This window comes from Candidatus Delongbacteria bacterium (genome assembly GCA_041675285.1).
Lineage (GTDB): Bacteria > CAIWAD01 > CAIWAD01 > CAIWAD01 > CAIWAD01 > CAIWAD01.
Genome location: JBAYTZ010000004.1, coordinates 259,086 through 275,075, shown reverse-complemented (window position 1 = coordinate 275,075; position 15,990 = coordinate 259,086). Strand labels below are relative to the sequence as shown.

Genomic DNA, 15,990 nt, shown 5'->3' with positions numbered 1-15,990 from the left:
GCGGCCCTGCGGGGCCGCTTTCCTTGTCCGGGCGGCTTGTCCTGCTTGCCCCGAATCGCCACTCTGCACCCCGGAGGAACGCATGACCGTCGCACTGGAGATCAGTCACCGTCCCTGGGGCCACTACGAGGTCCTGCTGGACGATCCCGAACTCAAGGTGAAGCGCATCGTGGTCAAGCCCGGCCAGCGCCTTAGCCTGCAACGCCACCAGCAGCGGCGCGAGCACTGGTTCGTGGCCGCCGGAACGGCGCGCGTGACCCTGGACGAGCAGGAGCTGGACGTGGCAGCGGGCGGCTCGCTGGACATTCCGCTGGGCAGCTGGCACCGGGTGGCCAATCTTGGCCCGACGGACCTGGTGCTGGTGGAAGCCCAGACGGGCAGCTACTTCGGCGAGGATGACATCGAGCGGCGGGAAGACGACTACGGCCGCTTGGAGGGCTGAAACGAGACGCGGCCGACGCCCCCTCGGCGCCGGCCGCAGCACGTGCTGTGTGTTTGCAAGTGATCCTCTAGCCCCCTGAGGACCACCACGGAAAGTGCAAACCCCGTGCCCATCGCTTTCCGCGCGGACCGGCCCTTGAGCAGCTTTGAGTTCACTCCACGACTGCGGAAACGTGTTCAGCATCCGACCGCAAACCGCCCGATCCAGCACAGAGTCGACAAGTTGGACCCCCGCCGCCCGGGGCCGCCACTCCCCACCGTGGACACAGATTTTCGTTGCGATCGCCGTCCCGGGCACCCCACATTGGGTACGCCACAGGGAGGCCGCCAAGTCCGACAGGCGGCCCGTCAGCCAGCCACACACCAGCAACAAACAGGAAGGCCCATGGCCAAGGTAGTCGTCATCGGGGCCGGCTTTGCCGGCCAAACCGCCGCGCTGTACCTGGGTCGCGCCCTGGGGAAGCAGCACGACATCACGGTGGTCAACGCCAGCGACCACTTTTACTTCATCCCCTCCTTCGTCTGGGTGGGCACCGGCCGGATGGCCCCGGCCCGTACGCGCTTTCCGCTCAAGCCCGTGCTGGACCGCTTCCACGTGCGGCTGGTGCAGGGGATGGCCCGCGCAATCCAGCCGCTGGAACAGTGGGTGCGCGTGGAACGGCCCGGGGCGGCGGGCGACCTGAAACTGGACTACGATTACCTGCTGGTGGCCACCGGCCCCAAGCTCAACTTCGAGGGCACGCCTGGACTGGGACCGCACGGCGGCCACAGCCAGAGCATCTGCACGCTGCCCCACGCGGAGAACGCCCGGGACCGCTACCTGGAGCAGGTCGAGCGCATGCAGCGCGGCGAGCGCGCCCGCCTGGTGATCGGCACGGGCCATCCCGGCGCCACCTGCCAGGGCGCGGCCTTCGAGTACATCAGCAACCTGCACAAGGATCTGGTGGCCCGCGGGCTGCGGGACAAGGCCGACCTGCACTGGCTCTCCAACGAGGCGGCCCTGGGCGATTTCGGCATCGGCGGCATCCACATGCCACCGGGTTCGCGGGCGGAAACCAGCGAAGCCTTCCTCGGCGCAGCCTTCAAGGAATTCGGGATCAGCTGGGACGTGCAGAAAGGCGTGAAGGCCGTGGAGCCCGGGCGCATCTACTGGGAAGACTATGAGGGCCGGCCGGGCGAGACGCCCTTCGATTTCTCCATGCTCATTCCCCAGTTCCAGGGCCAGCGCCTGAGCGTGGAGGGCGGCGAGGGATTGGCGGACGAGATCTTCAACCCGGCGGGCTTCGTGAAGGTGGACGGGATCTACGGGCTGCCCTACGACCAGCTCCAGCAGACGCCGGAGGCCTGGCCGGCGGACTACCGCAATCCGCGCTTCCCCAACATCTTCGCCGCAGGCATCGCCTTCGCGCCGCCCGGGCCCATCAGCCAGCCGCACACCACGCCCACGGGCCTGGCCATCACGGCTGCGCCGCCGCGCACGGGCATGGTGGCCGGGATCATCGGCCGCCTCTGCGCGCTCAACATCATCGACCTGGTGACCCGTGGCCGCACCAGCCACTCGGAACGAATGACGGAGATGGCCGCGGCCTGCATCGCCAGCATGGGCGACAGCCTCTGGGACGGATCCGCGGCCACCATCCTGATCTACCCCGTGGTGCCCAACCACAAGCAGTTCCCGGATCAGAACGGCCGCGATCCCTTCGTAACGCACATGGAGATGGGTCTGGCCGGCGCCTGGATGAAGCGCATGATCCACCACACCTTCATGCACAAGCTGCAGGGCCGCCCGGGCTGGCAGTTCATTCCGGAATAGGAGCCTCGGATGGAAATCACGCAGAAGGACCGCTTCTGGATGAACAACAAGCTCTTCCAGCTCATGCGCTTCGTGGTGTTGAATTTGAAGATCCTCAAGGCCGTGGATCGGGCCAAGCGTTCCTGACCCTCCAGCGAGGGGGAATCACCACAGAGACACAGAGTCACAGAGAAGAATTGAGTTGGAGTTGCGCGGGCCTGGACAGCTGACACGTCCAAGTCACAAACCAACACTCTGCTCTGTGTCTCTGTGTCTCTGTGTTGAGATGTGATTTCGTGCGAGAGATTAGAACTGGTCGCCTTCGCCCAGCGACTGCTCCATTTCATCGGCGCCGCGACCCACCAGCCCGATCAGCCGCCGGAGCTGCTGCGGATCGCAGGTGGCCGGGGCATTCAACACGAACACGGCGGCCGTTTGCTCGCCGATCTGCCGGAAGCCCCAGGCTCCCAGCAGTTGGTCGGGATTGGTCCGCAGCAGCAGTTCCATGGTCACCGGCTCCTGCAGCGCCGCGCCCATTCCCGCCACAGACCAGATCTCCCGCAGTCGCCAACCGTCCAACTCCTCCGTGCGGGAATTGACGAAGACCTGCTGGCTGCGGCCGGACTCGTACTCCAGCAGGAGGCGGCAGTCGCCGTCGGCGTCGGGCTCCCAGACCAGCTTGGCCTCCTGCAGGCAGGCGGCGAGCTCGCCGTCCACCGGCGGATAGGCCACTTCGTCCTGGGCGAACCCGGTTCCGCCCATCAGCAGCAGACCGAGCAGCCAGCCGCTCAAGACTCGCGGAATCATGGGCACCTCCGTTCTTGTGGGCCGGGTCCGACGCCCGACTGCGCCGGACCGCCGCTGCGGAACCTACGCCCGCAGCTCGAGCAAATCCAGCACCAGTTTGAGCAGCGTGGCCGCCACCACCAGGCGGAACATCACCCGCACCAACCGCACGTGGCGGCGCATCACCAGCCGCGATCCCAGCCGCGCGCCCAGAAACTGGCCCGAGCCCATCACCAGGCCCGGCAGCAGCAGCACGTGGCCGCCCAGGGCGAAGAAGCCCAGCGAGGTCACGTTGGAAGTGAAGTTGACCACCTTGGTGCGCGCGGTGGCGGTCTTCAGGTTGAGTCCCAGTCCGGCCACCAGGAACAGGGTCCAGAAGGTGCCGGTGCCCGGACCGAAAAAGCCGTCGTAGAAGCCCAGGGCCAGCCCGGCCAGGGGCAGGAAGAGGCGTGCATCCAGCCGGGGGTGCTCGTCGTGTTCGCCCAGTTGGGGCGAGAGAAAGGTCCAGACCAGCACGGCCGTCAGCAGGATGGGAATCAGCAGGCGCAGCAGACCCGGACGCAGGGCCTGCACGGCCAGGGTGCCCGAGGCGGCACCGATGAAGGTGAACAGGATGCCGACGGCCAGCTCGCGGAAGCGCACCAGCCCGCCCTGGCGGTAGTGCAGGGCCGCGCTGAGGCTGCCGAAACTGGATTGCAGCTTGTTGGTGCCCAGCGCAAGGTGGGGCGGCAGACCCGCGGCCAATAGCGCGGGCAGGGTGATCAGGCCCCCGCCGCCGGCGATGGCGTCCACGAAGCCGGCCACCAGCGAGGCCAGCCAGAGCAGACCGAGGGTGAACCAGGACAGGGACGTCTCCACGCGGGGTCTCCTGGGCGTTGTGTGGGGCGTGACCCCGGCTTCCCTGTTCGTTCAGCGGACGACCCAAGGTAGGACAGGCCGGCCCGTCCTGCCGCAGGGTGTCCCGCCGGCCAACCAACGGCTGTTCAGGAATGAGGACGATGTGGATAAGGTGCCAGGCACCGGCCTGGCACCGACCCGGCACCGGCCAGGCACCGACCCGGCACCGACCTGGCACCGACCTGGCTCCGACCTGACCCTTCCCCGACAATTGTCACGGTTGCCGGACCCTATCTTCAGGCACGACAGAACCCAGGAGACCCATGACCACCACCATTCCTGCCGCCCCGTTGCGCGGCCGACTCGCCAATGTCCTGCTCTGGACCCTGGCCGTGCTGATCATGTTCGCAGCCATCGTCTACCAGCGCCGCACAGGCCCCACCTATCCGCGCCGCGGCGAGCTGGTCGTGGCCGGGGAATCCCTGCGCTACAAGCTGGTGCGCAGCCAGGAGACATCCCGCGAGGCCTGGGTGATCCTGCCGGCCGCGGGCGGACAGGTCAGCGCCACGCTCTACTGGAAACGCTACAAGGTGCAGGAGCCCTTCATCCCGCTGGATCTCTGTCCGGCGCTGGAGGTTTTGCCCAACCTGGGGGCGAAGGAGGCCGACGAACTCCGCGACAAGCTGGTGGCCGCGCTGCCCGTCCAGCCGCCGGCGGGCAAGCTGGAATACTACCTGGAGGTCACCACGCCGGACGGCTCCCAGCGCATTCCGCCCGCGCCCGAGGATCCGATCATCATCCGCTACAAGGACCCCGTCCCGGGCTTCGTCCTCTGGCCGCACGTGGTGATGATGTTCTTCTCCGTGCTCTTCGGCATGCGGGCCGGTCTGTCCGCGCTGGTCGATCCGGGCCGGATGCGCCGCCACGCCTGGGTGGCGCTGGTGGGCATGACCCTGGGCGGCATGATGCTCGGCCCCCTGGTCCAGAAATTCGCCTTCGGCCACTTCTGGACCGGCTTCCCCTTTGGCAAGGACCTGACGGACAACAAGATGCTCATCATGTGGTTGAGCTGGATCGTGGCCTGCAGCCTGGTGGGCCTGCGTCCGCGGCCCAAGGAATGGCCCAACCGGCTGATCATCGTGCTGGCCGCCGTGGTGATGACCGGCGCCTACATCATCCCCCACAGCATGCGGGGCAGTGAGCTGAACTACCAGCAACTGGAGCAGGGCGTGGATCCGCGCAAGGCCATCGGCACGAGCGCCAACTGATGAGCCCCTTGCACGCCCATCTGGCCCTGGTTCATCTGCCGGTGGTGGGATTCCCGCTGATCCTGGCCGGCTGGGCGCTGGCATGGCGGCGCGCCGAGCCGTTCTGGGAGCGCCTGTTCAGCTGGCTCTGGCTGCTGCTGGCACTGTTGGCGGGCGCCGTCTACTTCAGCGGCGGCGCGGCCTACGAGCACCTGCGGCTGACGGCGGAAGCCACGGGCGGCGTCTGGTCGCTCCAGGCCGCAGCCGAGACCCACGGCGTGGCGGGCCGGGCGGCTTTCCTGGTCTTGCTGCTCGCGGGAGCCGCGCAGCTGCAGGGCGTCCTGGCCCGGTTCCAGGGACAGGAGCCCGCGCGGGCCCAACGTTGGACAGCCCTGGGCCTGGGCGTCGCGGCCGCGCTCTTGCTGCTGCTGGCCGCCTGGCTGGGCGGCGCCGTGGGACACCCCGAGCTGGGCTAGACTCGCGCTTCGAACCTCTCACCACAGAGACACAGAGACACAGAGACACATTGAAGAATAGAGAGGAGATTCCGCCTGGCGGAAGACCCCATCTCAAATTCTCTGTGCCTCTGTGTCTCTGTGTTGAGTATCTCGGGTTGAGTTCCCCCCGAGAGATCAGCGCGCGTGCAGCAAGCGCCAGCCCGTGCGGGCCAGCCGCTTCAGCCAGGGGTGGTAGACCTGCATGTGGCGGGAGATCTCGACTTCCCGGCCGCCGAAGCGCCGTTTGAATTCCGCCGGCCCGTAGGACTCGCCCACCCGGCCGCCGCCCCCGAAGTCGAAGACCCGCAGGCCGCGGCTGTGGAGATCCGCCAGGATCTGGTCCACCAGCCAGGTGCCCACCTGGCTCTCGGCCCAGGACTCGGAGGTTCCCGTGTACCAGTCGATGGCCCGCCCCTGGAAGAGCAGTTCCACCCGCGCATTCACCACCGGCCCGCGCCCGCTCGAGGGCGCCGCCAGGTAGATCCGGCACATGCCCGCCGGCACCAGCTCGTGATGCACGGCCTTGAGCAGGCCCCAGGGCAGTGGGGGTGCGCCCACCCGGCGGCTGGTCTCCAACAGCAGGGCGTGGGCTCCCACCAGCTCCTCCGGGGTGCGCGCCAGGCGCCAAAGGAAGCCGTGGACCTCGGCGGCGCGGATGTTGCGCCGGATGCCCCGGCTGTAACTGGCGCGGATCTGCTCCAGCGGCCGGTCCAGGTCCACCAGGAAATTGCGGTGGCGGTCGGTGCGCTGGCCGCGCGCGGCCACCAGCCCGTCCAGCCCGCGATGGTCGAGGTATTGTTCAAAGTAGAGGCAGCGGGGGCGCAGCCGGCGGTCCAGCCGGTCCAGCAACTCCACCAGCGCCTCCTCGTCCTCCGCCAGCAGGCCGGCGGGAGCGAAGGCCTTCTGGCCCAGCAGCGGCACGGGCAGCAGGCGGTCCAGCAGCACCAGCCCCAGCCCGGCCAGCCGGCCGGCCCGCCGCACCGTCTCCACGTGCGCGCTCAGGCCGGCCAGTCGCAGGGCCCGGCGGAATTCGGGCGTGTGATACACGGAGGCCGCCGACCGGGAAGCCAGGAACTCCCGCCACTCGTCGTCATCCGGTGGGCGCCCGCTTCCCATCAGGCCTCCTGGGGAAGTTCGGCCAGCCCCGCCGCGTCGGCCACGGGTCGCTCCGTGCGCATGCGCAGGGCCAGCAGCAGCGATCCGCAGGCCAGGAGCATGCCCAGATAGAAGGTCAGGCGATAGTCCAGGGCCCACATCAGGCCGCCCAGGGGCGGGATCACCACGGCGGCGATGTGGTTGATCGTGAATCCGGCGGCCATGCTGGGCGCCACGTCGGCCGGGTCGGCGATCTTCTGGAACCAGGTGCGGATGGCCATGGACATCAGGAAGAGCAGCTGGTCCGTGACGAAGAGCAGGGCCAGCAGCCAGCGGCTGTCCGCCACCGTGTAGCCCCAGAAGACGAGGATCAGGCTGGAGTACTCCAACAGCACGACGAAGCGCTCGCCCATCCAGCCCACCAGCCGGCCGATCTGCGGCGCCGCCAACAGGGTAACCAGGCTGTTCAACAGGTAGAGGCCGGTGATCTCCTTCACCGTGAAGCCGAAGCGCTCCACCATCAGGAAGACGGCGAAGGCCACGAAGATCTGCCGGCGCGCCCCCGCCAGGAAGGTCAGGGCGTAGTAGAGGCTGTAGCGGCGGCGCAGGATCATGTGCTTGTGCTGGGGCACCCGCTCGCGGAAGTGCGGCCAGCGCAGGCCGGCGAACAGCGCGCCGCCCACGAGCAGGGCACCGCCCGCCAGCAGCAGTTGCCGCTCGTCCAGCCGCCCGCTAAGCAGGAAGGCCAGCCCCAGGCCCACCAGTCCGGCCAGGCCCGTCCAGCTGCCCATCTGGCCCAGGAAGTGCGGCAGCCGGTCCGGCGGCATGTGCTGCAGCGCCAGACTCTGGGCCACGGTCTCGAAGTAATGGAAGCCCGTGCTCATGATCAGCGTGGTGAGCAGCAGGCCGGCGTAGCTGGGGAAGAAGCCCGTCATGGCGATGCCCAAGCCCATGGAGGCGGCTGCGGCCAGGGCCAGCCGGTGCTCGGGCAGCAGGCGCAGCAGGAAGATCACCAGCACGGCCAGCAGGCCCGGCAGCTCGCGCAAGCCCTGGATCATGCCCATCTGCGGGGCCGTGATGCCCGCGCTCTCCACGGCGAAATTGGTGAACACGCCGCGCCAGATCTGGAAGCCCACGAAGGAGCAGATTCCCAGCAGGATGAGGTAGTGACGCATCCGGCGCATGTCCGGATCCGTGTCCTCCACCCTGGGCACCAGCCGGCGCCAGATTCCGCTCCCCATGCCCGCTCCCTTCGGTGCCGCAGCCGCGCGCTGCGTGTGACAGCGCGACCGGCGGTCAAGGTTGCATTTGCCCGCGATTCCTACGTTTTCGCCGGAGGTGACATGGACGTCCTGCCCCTGCAGATTCCCGAGGTCCGGCTGGTGCGCCCCACGGTGCACGGCGACGAGCGCGGCTTCTTCCTGGAGGTCTGGCACCAGACGCGCTACGCGTGTCTGGGCCTGGACCGGCCCTTCGTGCAGCTGAACCACAGCCGCAGCCAGCAGGGCACCCTGCGCGGCCTGCACTTCCAATGGGTGCGGCCCCAGGGCAAACTGGTGCGCCTCCTCTCCGGCGAGGTCTTCGACGTGGCCGTGGACCTGCGCCCCGAGTCCCCCACCTTCGGCCGCTGGGCGGGCAAACACCTGACAGCGGAGAGCCACGAGCAGATCTGGATTCCCGAGCGCTTCGCCCACGGGTTCTGCGTCCTCACGGCGCAGGCGGACTTCGAGTACCTCTGCACGGAGCCCTACTCCGCCGAGCACGACGCCGTGTTGCGCTGGGACGATCCCGAGCTGGCCATCCCCTGGCCGCTGGCGAACCCGCGCCTCTCCCCCAAGGACGCCGCGGCGCCGCGGCTGGCGGAACTGCGTGAGCGCCTCCAGCACGCCTGGCACGGTTGACCATCCCGCGGAGCAATGACAAGTTGCAGCCCGCGCCGGGAGCGCCCGGCCATTCTTTTCCAGTCACCACGTTGTAGGGGTGCCGTAACCGGCTGAGAGTACACCCTCCGAACCTGATCCGGATAATGCCGGCGCAGGGAACAGCGGATTCCTTTCCCCAGCCCGCCTTGTTACGTGCCCTTTCTCATCCAGGAGGAAGGACGATGTTCCGTGTCCCATCCCCGCGACTCCGGCCCGGCCCGGAGCGCCTGGCCCGGCTGACCGTCCTGGCCGCCGGCCTGTTTCCCTTGTTGTTGCAGGCCGCCACGCTGAGCGGCCGCGTCCTGGACGAGGCGGGCCGACCGCTGGAGGGCGCGCACGTCCAGGTCAGCGGCGAGCCCCGCGGCTGCGTCAGCGACGCCCAGGGCCGCTTCCGGCTCCCGCTGGAGGACGGCCGCGCCACGCATCTGCGCGTCAGCCGGGTGGGGTACGCCACCCAGGAGGTGGAGGGCCGGGACAACCAGGTCCTCACGGTGACCCTCGTCCAGAGTCTGCTGGAGGGGATTCCCGTCACGGTCACCGCCAGCCGCAGCGCCGCAGCGGCCGGCTCCCTTGCGCACACCAACCTCAGCCGCGGCGAGCTGGAGCTGGCCCACCACGGCCAGGACCTGAGCCGCCTGCTGGAAGGCACGCCCTCGCTGATCACCACCTCGTACTCGGGCACGGGCATCGGCTACAGCGAGATCCGCCTGCGCGGCTTCGACCAGAAGCGCGTGGAAGTGCTGGTCAACGGCGTGCCGCTCAACGACCCCGAGGACCACTACGTCTACTGGGTCGACCTGCCGGACCTGGGCCGCAGCCTGCGCGACGTGCAGGTGCAGCGCGGCACGGGCAGCGGCCACTTCGGCGGCAGCAACTTCGGCGGCAGCGTCAACCTGCTGACGGATCTGGGCGAGGAGCCCGGCCTGCGGCTGGAGACCGGCCTGGGCAGCTTCGGCACCCGGCGCCAGAGCCTGGGCTGGTCCAGCGGCGTGGTGGAGGGTCGCTGGCAGATGGACGCGCGCTGGAGCGAGGTCCGCAGCGACGGCTTCCGCCAGGCCAGCGGCGTGGACACCTGGGGCGCCTTCTTCTCCGCCCGCCGTTTCTGGCCGGGGGGCGCCCTGCGCCTGACGCACTACACGGGCCGGGAGCTGACCCACACAGCCTGGGACGGCGTTCCCCTGACCCTGCTGCGCGGCCTGGACGGCACACCCCGCCAGCGCAGCCAGAACAACGACGCCGCCTACGACAACAGCATCGACGACTTCCGCCAGCCCCACAGCGAGGCCCAGCTGCTGCTGGCCCTGCCCGACGGCTCGGAGCTGGAGGCCACGTTGTATCACGTGGACGGCTCCGGCTTCTACGAGACCTGGAAGACCGGCCGCGATCCGCTGGACTACGGCCTACCGGAGCTGGAGGACGGCGGCCCGGTGGACGTGGTCAACCGCCGCTGGATCGACAAGCGCCAGAGCGGACTCAACTTGTATCACCACCGCGACTGGGGCGGCGGGCGCCTGACCCTGGGCCTGAACGGCTACACCTACGACGCCGAGCACTACGGCCGGGTGATCTGGGCCAGCCCAACCCCGGGTGGCGAACTGCCCAACGGGCGCTACTACACGCACCGCACGGCCAAGGAGAAGGCCGGCCTGCTGGCTTCGTGGGCCCGACCGCTGGGGACCGGCTGGCTGGGCACGGCCACCCTCGCGCTGCAGCACTCGCGCTACGCCCTGCGCCAGCTGCCAGGGGGCTCCTTCCAGGGTTCCCTGCTCAACCGTTTCGAGGATTCCCAGCTCTTCCTCAATCCCTCCCTGGGCCTGAGCTGGTCGCCCCGGGCGGAGCTGCGCGCTTTCGCCAGCCTGTCCGCCTCCAGCCGCGAGCCCAGCCGCAGCGAATACTGGAACGCCTTCGCCGGACCCGACGACCTGGGACAGCGGCCCATGTTCGCCCGATCGGACACCTTGGCCGATGGCAGTCTGGAGTGGTCCGACGCCCTCGTGCAGCCGGAGCGCATGCTGGATCTGGAGTTGGGGGGCGAGTGGCGCGGCGCGCGGCACCTGCTGGGGCTGAATCTCTATTGGCTGGAGATGCGCGACGAAATCGTGGCCTACGGCGGCATGGACGAGGAAAGCCCCGTGCGCGGCAACGCGCCGCGCAGCCACCACGCCGGCGTGGAGCTGACGGGCCGCCTGCGCCTGCACTCCCGCTTGGAGACGGGCGGTAACCTGACCCTGAGCCGGAACCGCATCGACGAACTGGTGCTCCACGAGACGCACTACGGCGCAGATTGGTCGGAGAGCGTGGTGCGCCGCGACATGGGCGGCAACCCCGCCGCGCTCAGCCCGGCCCTGCTGGCCAACCTCTGGCTGGAGTGGCGGCCCCTGACCGGCTTGGTGCTGCGGCCCCGCTTGCAGCACGTGGGCGAGCAGTACCTGGACACCTCCGGCGACGACGGCTTCAGCGCCCTGGATCCGGCCCTGATCGATCCGCGGCTGCTGGACGGATCCGGCGGGCTGCGCCACTCCAAGACCCTGGACGCCCACACGGTGCTGGGGTTGGACGCCCGCTGGAGTCTGCCGGTCTGGCAGGGTCAGGAACTGGCCGTCAGTCTGCAGGTGGAGAATCTGCTGGACCTGGAATACGAGACCGCGGGCTACTGGAACGATTGGCTTGATCTCAACGGGGACGGTCTCTATGAACCCCAGCCCTGTCTGTATCCTGCGGCGGGGCGCAATTGGCTGCTGGGATTGCGCTGGAGCCTGTGAAGCGAAAATTGCCCCGAAACGAAGCGCAAGGTCAGTGTTTTTAACAAGTTGACTTCACGGATCGGGAGGTCAGGAGCCGGGCATCGTCCCCCCCTTGCCCGGCACACCGGCTTCCCGGTCCGCCTTGTTTTCCCCACCAGCCCCATGGCCCGACCAGCTCCAGGCCGGAAGCCAGGCTTCAGGCGGAGCGCGCCCCCTTGCGGGCCTTTCCCGGGCCGAGATCCGGATGCTGCTGCTTGCGCTCCGGCGTGTAGTCCCACCAGGGCCGGGCCGGAGCCCCCTCCATGAAACGCACGGCGGAGAGGAAGACGTCCAGCACGCAGGGATCCTGCCGGCAGTGCGTGAGCACGCACAGTCGATCATAGAGCGCGCGGGGATCCTGGCCGCACAACTCCGCCGGCTCGCGGATGCCCAGTTGCCGCAGATCCTCGGCCGTGGCGCGGCCCACGTTGGGCAGGTCCTCCAGGCGCCGGATCTCCGGCCGCGTGGGCCAGACAGGCTGGTTCATGCCGGGTCCTCCTCCAACACCACGAGGCGCAGTTCCTTGCGCATCACCACCTGGCAACGGCTGATCACGTCCCGCCCCCACCAGTCTTTCAGTTCGTCCAGCGTCCGGTTCAGGCGGTTCTCCTTCTCCGGTCGGCCGCCGTCCAACAGCCCCAGCTGTTCCGTCTGACGGTCCAGCGGGCTGAGCCGTCCGGCGGAGACGCCGATCAGCCGCAGCGGTTCGCCCTCCTGCCAGTTTTCGTGCAGCAGGTGCCGGGCCGCGGCGTAGAGATCGGACTCCCGCTGGCTGGGCCGGTGCAGGGGCTGCTGGCGAAAGCGGTTCTGGAAATCCGGGCTGCGCAGTTGCAGGGTGAGCTGCCGCGCGGCCAGCCCGGCCTCGCGCAGCCGGCGACAGACCCGCTCCGTCAGGTCCAACAATTCGGCCTCCAGGGCCAGCCGGGTCTTGAGGTCCCGCCCGAAGGTCCGGGAATGGCCCACGGACTTCTCCTCCCGGGAATAGCCGAAGGGTCGGGTGACGCGCCCGCCCTCGCCCCGAGCCAGCCGCTGGAGGTTGCCCGCCAGCACGGGCCCGTAGCGGCGCGCCAGGATGGCCGTGGGAAAATCCGCCAGTTGCCCCAGTGTGTGGATGCCCAATTCACGCAGTTTGGTTGCCGTGGATTCCCCGATGCCGTGCATGGCCTGCACGTCCAGGGGCGCCAGGATCTGTTGGGCTTGGTCCGCCGGGATCTCGAAGAGCCCGGCGGGCTTGCGCAGCTTGGAGGCCATTTTGGCCAGCAGCGGATTGGGGCCGATGCCGATGCTGCAGCTCAGGCCCAGCTCGCTCCTCACCCGGGCCTGGGCCGTGCGGGCGATCTCCCAGGGCCCGCCGAAGAGCAGGCTGCAGCGGCTCACTTCCAGGCTGGCTTCGTCCACGCTGAGCACGTCCAGATCCGGCGTGTACTGGCCCAGGATGGCCATCACCTGCTCGGAGGCCGCGCCGTACTTGCCCCGCGAGCCGGGCAGATAGACGGCGTCCGGGCAGCGCCGCCAGGCTTCCGCGATGGGCATGCCCGAGTGGATGCCGTAAGCCCGAGCCTCGTAGGAACAGGTGGTGACGATCCCCCGGCCGGAAAAGGCCGCCTCCGGCGACTGGGCGTCCTCGCAGCTGCGGGCGCTCAGTTGGCGGCCCTCTTTGCCCCAGGGCGGCGGTCCGCCGCCGATCACCACCCCGCGGCCGCGCAGGGCGGGGTTGTCCCGCTGCTCCACGGCGGCGAAGAAGGCGTCCATGTCCACATGGAGGTAGCAGCGCTCCATGGTGCCCTCCGCCTGGATGGTGTCTGGCACGGTGCCTGACACCACTTGTTCGATTTGTCCAGTGGGCCGGACCCCGGCAGGGCCGGATCCATCAGCCCGCGGCGTTTCATCTACCGGCAGCGGCTTCACCAGCGGGTTTCGCCGTCACGGTACCTGGGTCCCGAACCACCAGGAGATGCCGTTGGCATCCAGCACGCCGCCACGCTTGTCCCCGTCGCCGGCCGCCACCGGCTCCTGCAGCGATTGGGCTCCCGCAGCCAGTGCCCGCCGATAGGTCTCGTCCACGTCCGGGACGTAGACATGCAGGTGGGCGGGGAGCGGCGGCCACTCCGGCTGCGCCTCCCCCAGCATCAGCACGCTGTCGTCGATGCGCAGAGCCGCATGCTGGATGCGGCCGTCCGGGGCCGTGTGGCGGGCGAGCTCCACCCCGTCCAGCACGCCCTGCACAAAGTCGATCAGTGCCTGGGCGTCCGCCACCACCAGATAGGGTGACAGGCTGTTGTAGTCCTGCGGTTTGTAGTCCATCTCCACACCCTTTCCCTTGCTCCCTGATTCCTGTCGCCCCGTTCCGGCCGCTCAGCCCACCAGACAGACACGAGTCAGTTCCCAGTGCTGGCTTTCGATGGCGTAGCACAACTCGTAGACGTCCGGCCCCTCGGCGCAGACCGCGAAATGCTTGCGCCGGTTGTAGCCCTCGTCGCTCACCCAGCCGCCGTTCACCCGGCTGACTTTGTAGACGTGGTTCTTCCAGCGGAACCGCAGGGGACTCATGGTCCCGTTGCGGAACAGGGTGATCACCTCGATGGGATCCCCGATCTCCTCGTAACGCATGCTTCACCTACCGATAGCGGCGCATCAACCCGACCACCTTGCCTGCGATGCGGAACTCCGGGCTGGCGGGCTCCACGAAAATGGGCTCGTAGCGGGGGTTGGCCGGCTGCAGTCGGACGCGCTCCTGTTCCGGGAAGTAGAACTTGACGGTGGCCTCCTCCCCGATGAGGGCCACCACCATGTCGCCGGCCCGGGCCGAGTCCTGCACCTGGGCGAAGACCAGATCCCCGTCCAGGATGCCCGCCTCCACCATGCTGTCCCCGCGCACCTCCAGGGCGAAATTCTCTTCGCCGCGCAGCAGCTGGGCGTCCACCTGCAGCATGTCCTCCACGTGCTCCACCGCCAGGATGGGCTCGCCGGCCGCCACGCGCCCCAGCAGCGGCACGCTGCGCACGCTGAGTTCCAGGTCCCGGCGGTCAGTGAGCGCCGAGGTGGTCAGCTCCAGGGCCCGGGCCCGGCCGGCCACGCGCTGCAGGTAGCCCTTCCGCTCCAGGGCGTCCAGCAGGACCTTGACCCCGTTGGTGGATTTGATGCCGAAGCGCTCGCCCAGTTCGCGGTAGCTGGGCGGCGCGCCACCCTTCTCCAGGGCCTGGCGCAGATAGTCCAGCACCTCTTCCTGCCGACTGGTGAGGTTGTCGTTGGCGCCACGCGGGCTCATGGGACCTCCGGGGTTTTGTTCACATGCTACTGAACAAATGTTCCCGCCGCAAGAGAAATCTCCACCGAACGACCTTTCCTCCGCCGCAGGGCGGCTTGTGTCCCGGCGGGAAAATTCCTGCATGGACGCCCGCGCACTCCCATCTTGCTCCTGAGTGGACCACCCGGCCCTGCGGCCCCCAGCACGAGGCAGCGGCACCCATGAACAGCACGCCCTCCCGCCATCCTTCCCGCGGCCGCCGGTGGCTGGGCGCGGGGCTGGGCTTCTCGGTCCTCTTCTTCCTGCTCATGATGCTGTTCGCCTGGATCCGGCATCCCCAGCGCGGCCCCAACGCCCTCAGCCGGCAGGCGGGCGTGATCGCCCTGGCGGCGCTGGCGGCCGGCGGCCTGTTCGGCCTGGTGGCCTCGCGCCGGCCCCCGAAGCAATGACCTTCACGGCGGACTCCCGGACGCCAACGGCCGGGAACCCGCTCCAACCGGAGATCCACCCATGGCCGTCGAATTGAACGCCACCCTGGCCCAGCACATCGAAGTCTCGCCCGGCCTGGCCATCCTGCGCGTGGTGCCCGACGGCTGGGAGCCGGCGGAGTTCCAGCCCGGCCAGTTCGGCGTGCTGGCCTTGCCGGGCAGCGCCATCCGCTGTGTCACCAGCGAGCCCGACGAGGAGCCCGTCGAGCCGGAGCGCCTGATCAAGCGCGCCTACTCCATCGCCTCCTCTTCCGTGATGCGCGAGTTCCTCGAATTCTACGTGGTGCTGGTGCCCTCCGGGGCGCTGACGCCGCGGCTCTTCGCCCTGAACCGCGGCGACCGCCTCTGGCTCTCGCCCAAGTTCAGCGGCATGTTCACCCTGGCGGAAGTCCCCGCGGACCAGCACATCGTGCTCGTCTCCACGGGCACGGGACTGGCGCCCTACATGAGCATGCTGCGCTCCACGCTGGTCTGCGGCGGCACGCGCCGGATGGCCGTGCTGCATGGCGCGCGCCACTCCTGGGACCTGGGCTACCGCAGCGAGTTGATGACCCTGAAGCGCATGTGCTCCAACTTCACCTACCTGCCCATCGTCAGCCGGCCGGGGGACGAGAGCAGCCGCTGGGCCGGCGAGTCCGGCTACGTCCAGGACCTCTGGACCCGGGGCACGCTGGCCGAGAGCTGGGGCTTCGAGCCGACGCCGGCGGACACGCACGTCTTCCTCTGCGGCAATCCCGCCATGGTGGAGACCCTCCTGCTCACCCTGACGGCGGAGGGCTTCACGCGGCACACCAAGCAGCAGCCCGGCCAGATCCACGTGGAGACCTATTGGTAGAGGTCGTTGTAACACAAGCC

Annotated in this window: 17 protein-coding genes and 1 riboswitch; of the genes, 8 read left to right on the top strand and 9 right to left on the bottom strand. The window is 68.9% G+C overall.

Annotation, left to right across the window (positions count from 1 at the left end):
• The first annotated feature begins 82 nt into the window (after positions 1-82).
• Together WC326_06075 and WC326_06070 are read left to right on the top strand one after the other, a co-directional pair.
• Positions 83-442 (top strand): phosphomannose isomerase type II C-terminal cupin domain, encoded by a 360-nt coding sequence (locus WC326_06075; GenBank protein ID MFA7330627.1) that lies wholly within the window; start codon positions 83-85, stop codon positions 440-442.
• A 384-nt stretch (positions 443-826) separates the two neighbouring features.
• Positions 827-2,254, top strand: a complete 1,428-nt coding sequence (locus WC326_06070) for an FAD-dependent oxidoreductase (protein MFA7330626.1) — start codon at positions 827-829, stop codon at positions 2,252-2,254.
• A 285-nt stretch (positions 2,255-2,539) separates the two neighbouring features.
• Here WC326_06070 and WC326_06065 read toward each other — a convergent pair whose 3' ends face one another.
• A complete protein-coding gene (locus tag WC326_06065) occupies positions 2,540-3,040 on the bottom strand; it encodes a hypothetical protein (protein ID MFA7330625.1) in 501 nt (166 codons plus the stop codon).
• 63 nt (positions 3,041-3,103) lie between these two features.
• Complete coding sequence (locus WC326_06060; GenBank protein ID MFA7330624.1) at positions 3,104-3,877, bottom strand: TSUP family transporter; 774 nt, start codon at positions 3,875-3,877, stop codon at positions 3,104-3,106.
• Between the two features lie 302 nt (positions 3,878-4,179).
• Here WC326_06060 and WC326_06055 point away from each other — a divergent pair, with 302 nt between their 5' ends.
• The gene (locus WC326_06055) at positions 4,180-5,124 is read left to right on the top strand and encodes a hypothetical protein (protein ID MFA7330623.1); all 945 of its coding nucleotides are present in this window, start codon (positions 4,180-4,182) and stop codon (positions 5,122-5,124) included.
• On the top strand, positions 5,124-5,579 hold the full coding sequence (locus tag WC326_06050; protein ID MFA7330622.1) for a DUF2231 domain-containing protein: 456 nt from the start codon (positions 5,124-5,126) through the stop codon (positions 5,577-5,579). The genes WC326_06055 and WC326_06050 overlap by 1 nt, the downstream gene beginning before the upstream one ends.
• 156 nt (positions 5,580-5,735) lie before the next feature.
• Here the strand turns inward: WC326_06050 and WC326_06045 are convergent, their stop codons facing one another.
• Positions 5,736-6,716, bottom strand: a complete 981-nt coding sequence (locus tag WC326_06045) for a GNAT family N-acetyltransferase (protein ID MFA7330621.1) — start codon at positions 6,714-6,716, stop codon at positions 5,736-5,738.
• Positions 6,716-7,936, bottom strand: coding sequence for an MFS transporter (locus WC326_06040; protein MFA7330620.1), 1,221 nt, complete (start codon positions 7,934-7,936; stop codon positions 6,716-6,718). Before WC326_06040 ends, WC326_06045 begins: the two co-directional genes overlap by 1 nt.
• A gap of 102 nt (positions 7,937-8,038) precedes the next feature.
• Between WC326_06040 and rfbC the strand changes: the two genes are divergently transcribed.
• Positions 8,039-8,596, top strand: a complete 558-nt coding sequence (gene rfbC / locus WC326_06035) for a dTDP-4-dehydrorhamnose 3,5-epimerase (protein MFA7330619.1) — start codon at positions 8,039-8,041, stop codon at positions 8,594-8,596.
• A gap of 65 nt (positions 8,597-8,661) precedes the next feature.
• Positions 8,662-8,753, top strand: a riboswitch (TPP riboswitch).
• A gap of 46 nt (positions 8,754-8,799) precedes the next feature.
• A complete protein-coding gene (locus tag WC326_06030; protein ID MFA7330618.1) occupies positions 8,800-11,379 on the top strand; it encodes a TonB-dependent receptor in 2,580 nt (859 codons plus the stop codon).
• Positions 11,380-11,557: 178 nt separating this feature from the next.
• On the opposite strand, the gene WC326_06025 is transcribed toward WC326_06030, so the two are convergent.
• The 5 genes from WC326_06025 to lexA form a co-directional block, all read right to left on the bottom strand.
• On the bottom strand, positions 11,558-11,887 hold the full coding sequence (locus tag WC326_06025) for a helix-hairpin-helix domain-containing protein (protein MFA7330617.1): 330 nt from the start codon (positions 11,885-11,887) through the stop codon (positions 11,558-11,560).
• Complete coding sequence (gene dinB / locus WC326_06020) at positions 11,884-13,179, bottom strand: DNA polymerase IV (GenBank protein ID MFA7330616.1); 1,296 nt, start codon at positions 13,177-13,179, stop codon at positions 11,884-11,886. The genes WC326_06025 and dinB overlap by 4 nt, the downstream gene beginning before the upstream one ends.
• Before the next feature lie 144 nt (positions 13,180-13,323).
• The gene (locus tag WC326_06015) at positions 13,324-13,704 is read right to left on the bottom strand and encodes a VOC family protein (GenBank protein MFA7330615.1); all 381 of its coding nucleotides are present in this window, start codon (positions 13,702-13,704) and stop codon (positions 13,324-13,326) included.
• A 51-nt stretch (positions 13,705-13,755) separates the two neighbouring features.
• Positions 13,756-14,010 carry a hypothetical protein gene (locus WC326_06010; protein ID MFA7330614.1) on the bottom strand — a complete coding sequence of 85 codons (255 nt, stop codon included), beginning with the start codon at positions 14,008-14,010 and terminating at the stop codon, positions 13,756-13,758.
• A 7-nt stretch (positions 14,011-14,017) separates the two neighbouring features.
• Entirely contained in the window at positions 14,018-14,668 is a 651-nt protein-coding gene (gene lexA, locus WC326_06005; GenBank protein MFA7330613.1) for a transcriptional repressor LexA, read from the bottom strand.
• A gap of 200 nt (positions 14,669-14,868) precedes the next feature.
• Here lexA and WC326_06000 point away from each other — a divergent pair, with 200 nt between their 5' ends.
• Complete coding sequence (locus WC326_06000; protein MFA7330612.1) at positions 14,869-15,096, top strand: hypothetical protein; 228 nt, start codon at positions 14,869-14,871, stop codon at positions 15,094-15,096.
• A 61-nt stretch (positions 15,097-15,157) separates the two neighbouring features.
• Positions 15,158-15,970 (top strand): ferredoxin--NADP reductase, encoded by an 813-nt coding sequence (locus WC326_05995; protein ID MFA7330611.1) that lies wholly within the window; start codon positions 15,158-15,160, stop codon positions 15,968-15,970.
• Positions 15,971-15,990: the final 20 nt, after the last annotated feature.

Excerpts from the sequence above, each read along its gene's own strand:
- WC326_06075 (MFA7330627.1), top strand. The coding sequence starts at position 83 with ATGACCGTCGCACTGGAGATCAGTCACCGTCCCTGGGGCCACTACGAG.
- WC326_06070 (MFA7330626.1), top strand. The coding sequence starts at position 827 with ATGGCCAAGGTAGTCGTCATCGGGGCCGGCTTTGCCGGCCAAACCGCC.
- WC326_06065 (MFA7330625.1), bottom strand. The coding sequence starts at position 3,040 with ATGATTCCGCGAGTCTTGAGCGGCTGGCTGCTCGGTCTGCTGCTGATG.
- WC326_06055 (MFA7330623.1), top strand. The coding sequence starts at position 4,180 with ATGACCACCACCATTCCTGCCGCCCCGTTGCGCGGCCGACTCGCCAAT.
- WC326_06050 (MFA7330622.1), top strand. The coding sequence starts at position 5,124 with ATGAGCCCCTTGCACGCCCATCTGGCCCTGGTTCATCTGCCGGTGGTG.
- WC326_06045 (MFA7330621.1), bottom strand. The coding sequence starts at position 6,716 with ATGGGAAGCGGGCGCCCACCGGATGACGACGAGTGGCGGGAGTTCCTG.
- WC326_06040 (MFA7330620.1), bottom strand. The coding sequence starts at position 7,936 with ATGGGGAGCGGAATCTGGCGCCGGCTGGTGCCCAGGGTGGAGGACACG.
- rfbC (MFA7330619.1), top strand. The coding sequence starts at position 8,039 with ATGGACGTCCTGCCCCTGCAGATTCCCGAGGTCCGGCTGGTGCGCCCC.
- WC326_06030 (MFA7330618.1), top strand. The coding sequence starts at position 8,800 with ATGTTCCGTGTCCCATCCCCGCGACTCCGGCCCGGCCCGGAGCGCCTG.
- WC326_06025 (MFA7330617.1), bottom strand. The coding sequence starts at position 11,887 with ATGAACCAGCCTGTCTGGCCCACGCGGCCGGAGATCCGGCGCCTGGAG.
- dinB (MFA7330616.1), bottom strand. The coding sequence starts at position 13,179 with ATGGAGCGCTGCTACCTCCATGTGGACATGGACGCCTTCTTCGCCGCC.
- WC326_06015 (MFA7330615.1), bottom strand. The coding sequence starts at position 13,704 with ATGGACTACAAACCGCAGGACTACAACAGCCTGTCACCCTATCTGGTG.
- WC326_06010 (MFA7330614.1), bottom strand. The coding sequence starts at position 14,010 with ATGCGTTACGAGGAGATCGGGGATCCCATCGAGGTGATCACCCTGTTC.
- lexA (MFA7330613.1), bottom strand. The coding sequence starts at position 14,668 with ATGAGCCCGCGTGGCGCCAACGACAACCTCACCAGTCGGCAGGAAGAG.
- WC326_06000 (MFA7330612.1), top strand. The coding sequence starts at position 14,869 with ATGAACAGCACGCCCTCCCGCCATCCTTCCCGCGGCCGCCGGTGGCTG.
- WC326_05995 (MFA7330611.1), top strand. The coding sequence starts at position 15,158 with ATGGCCGTCGAATTGAACGCCACCCTGGCCCAGCACATCGAAGTCTCG.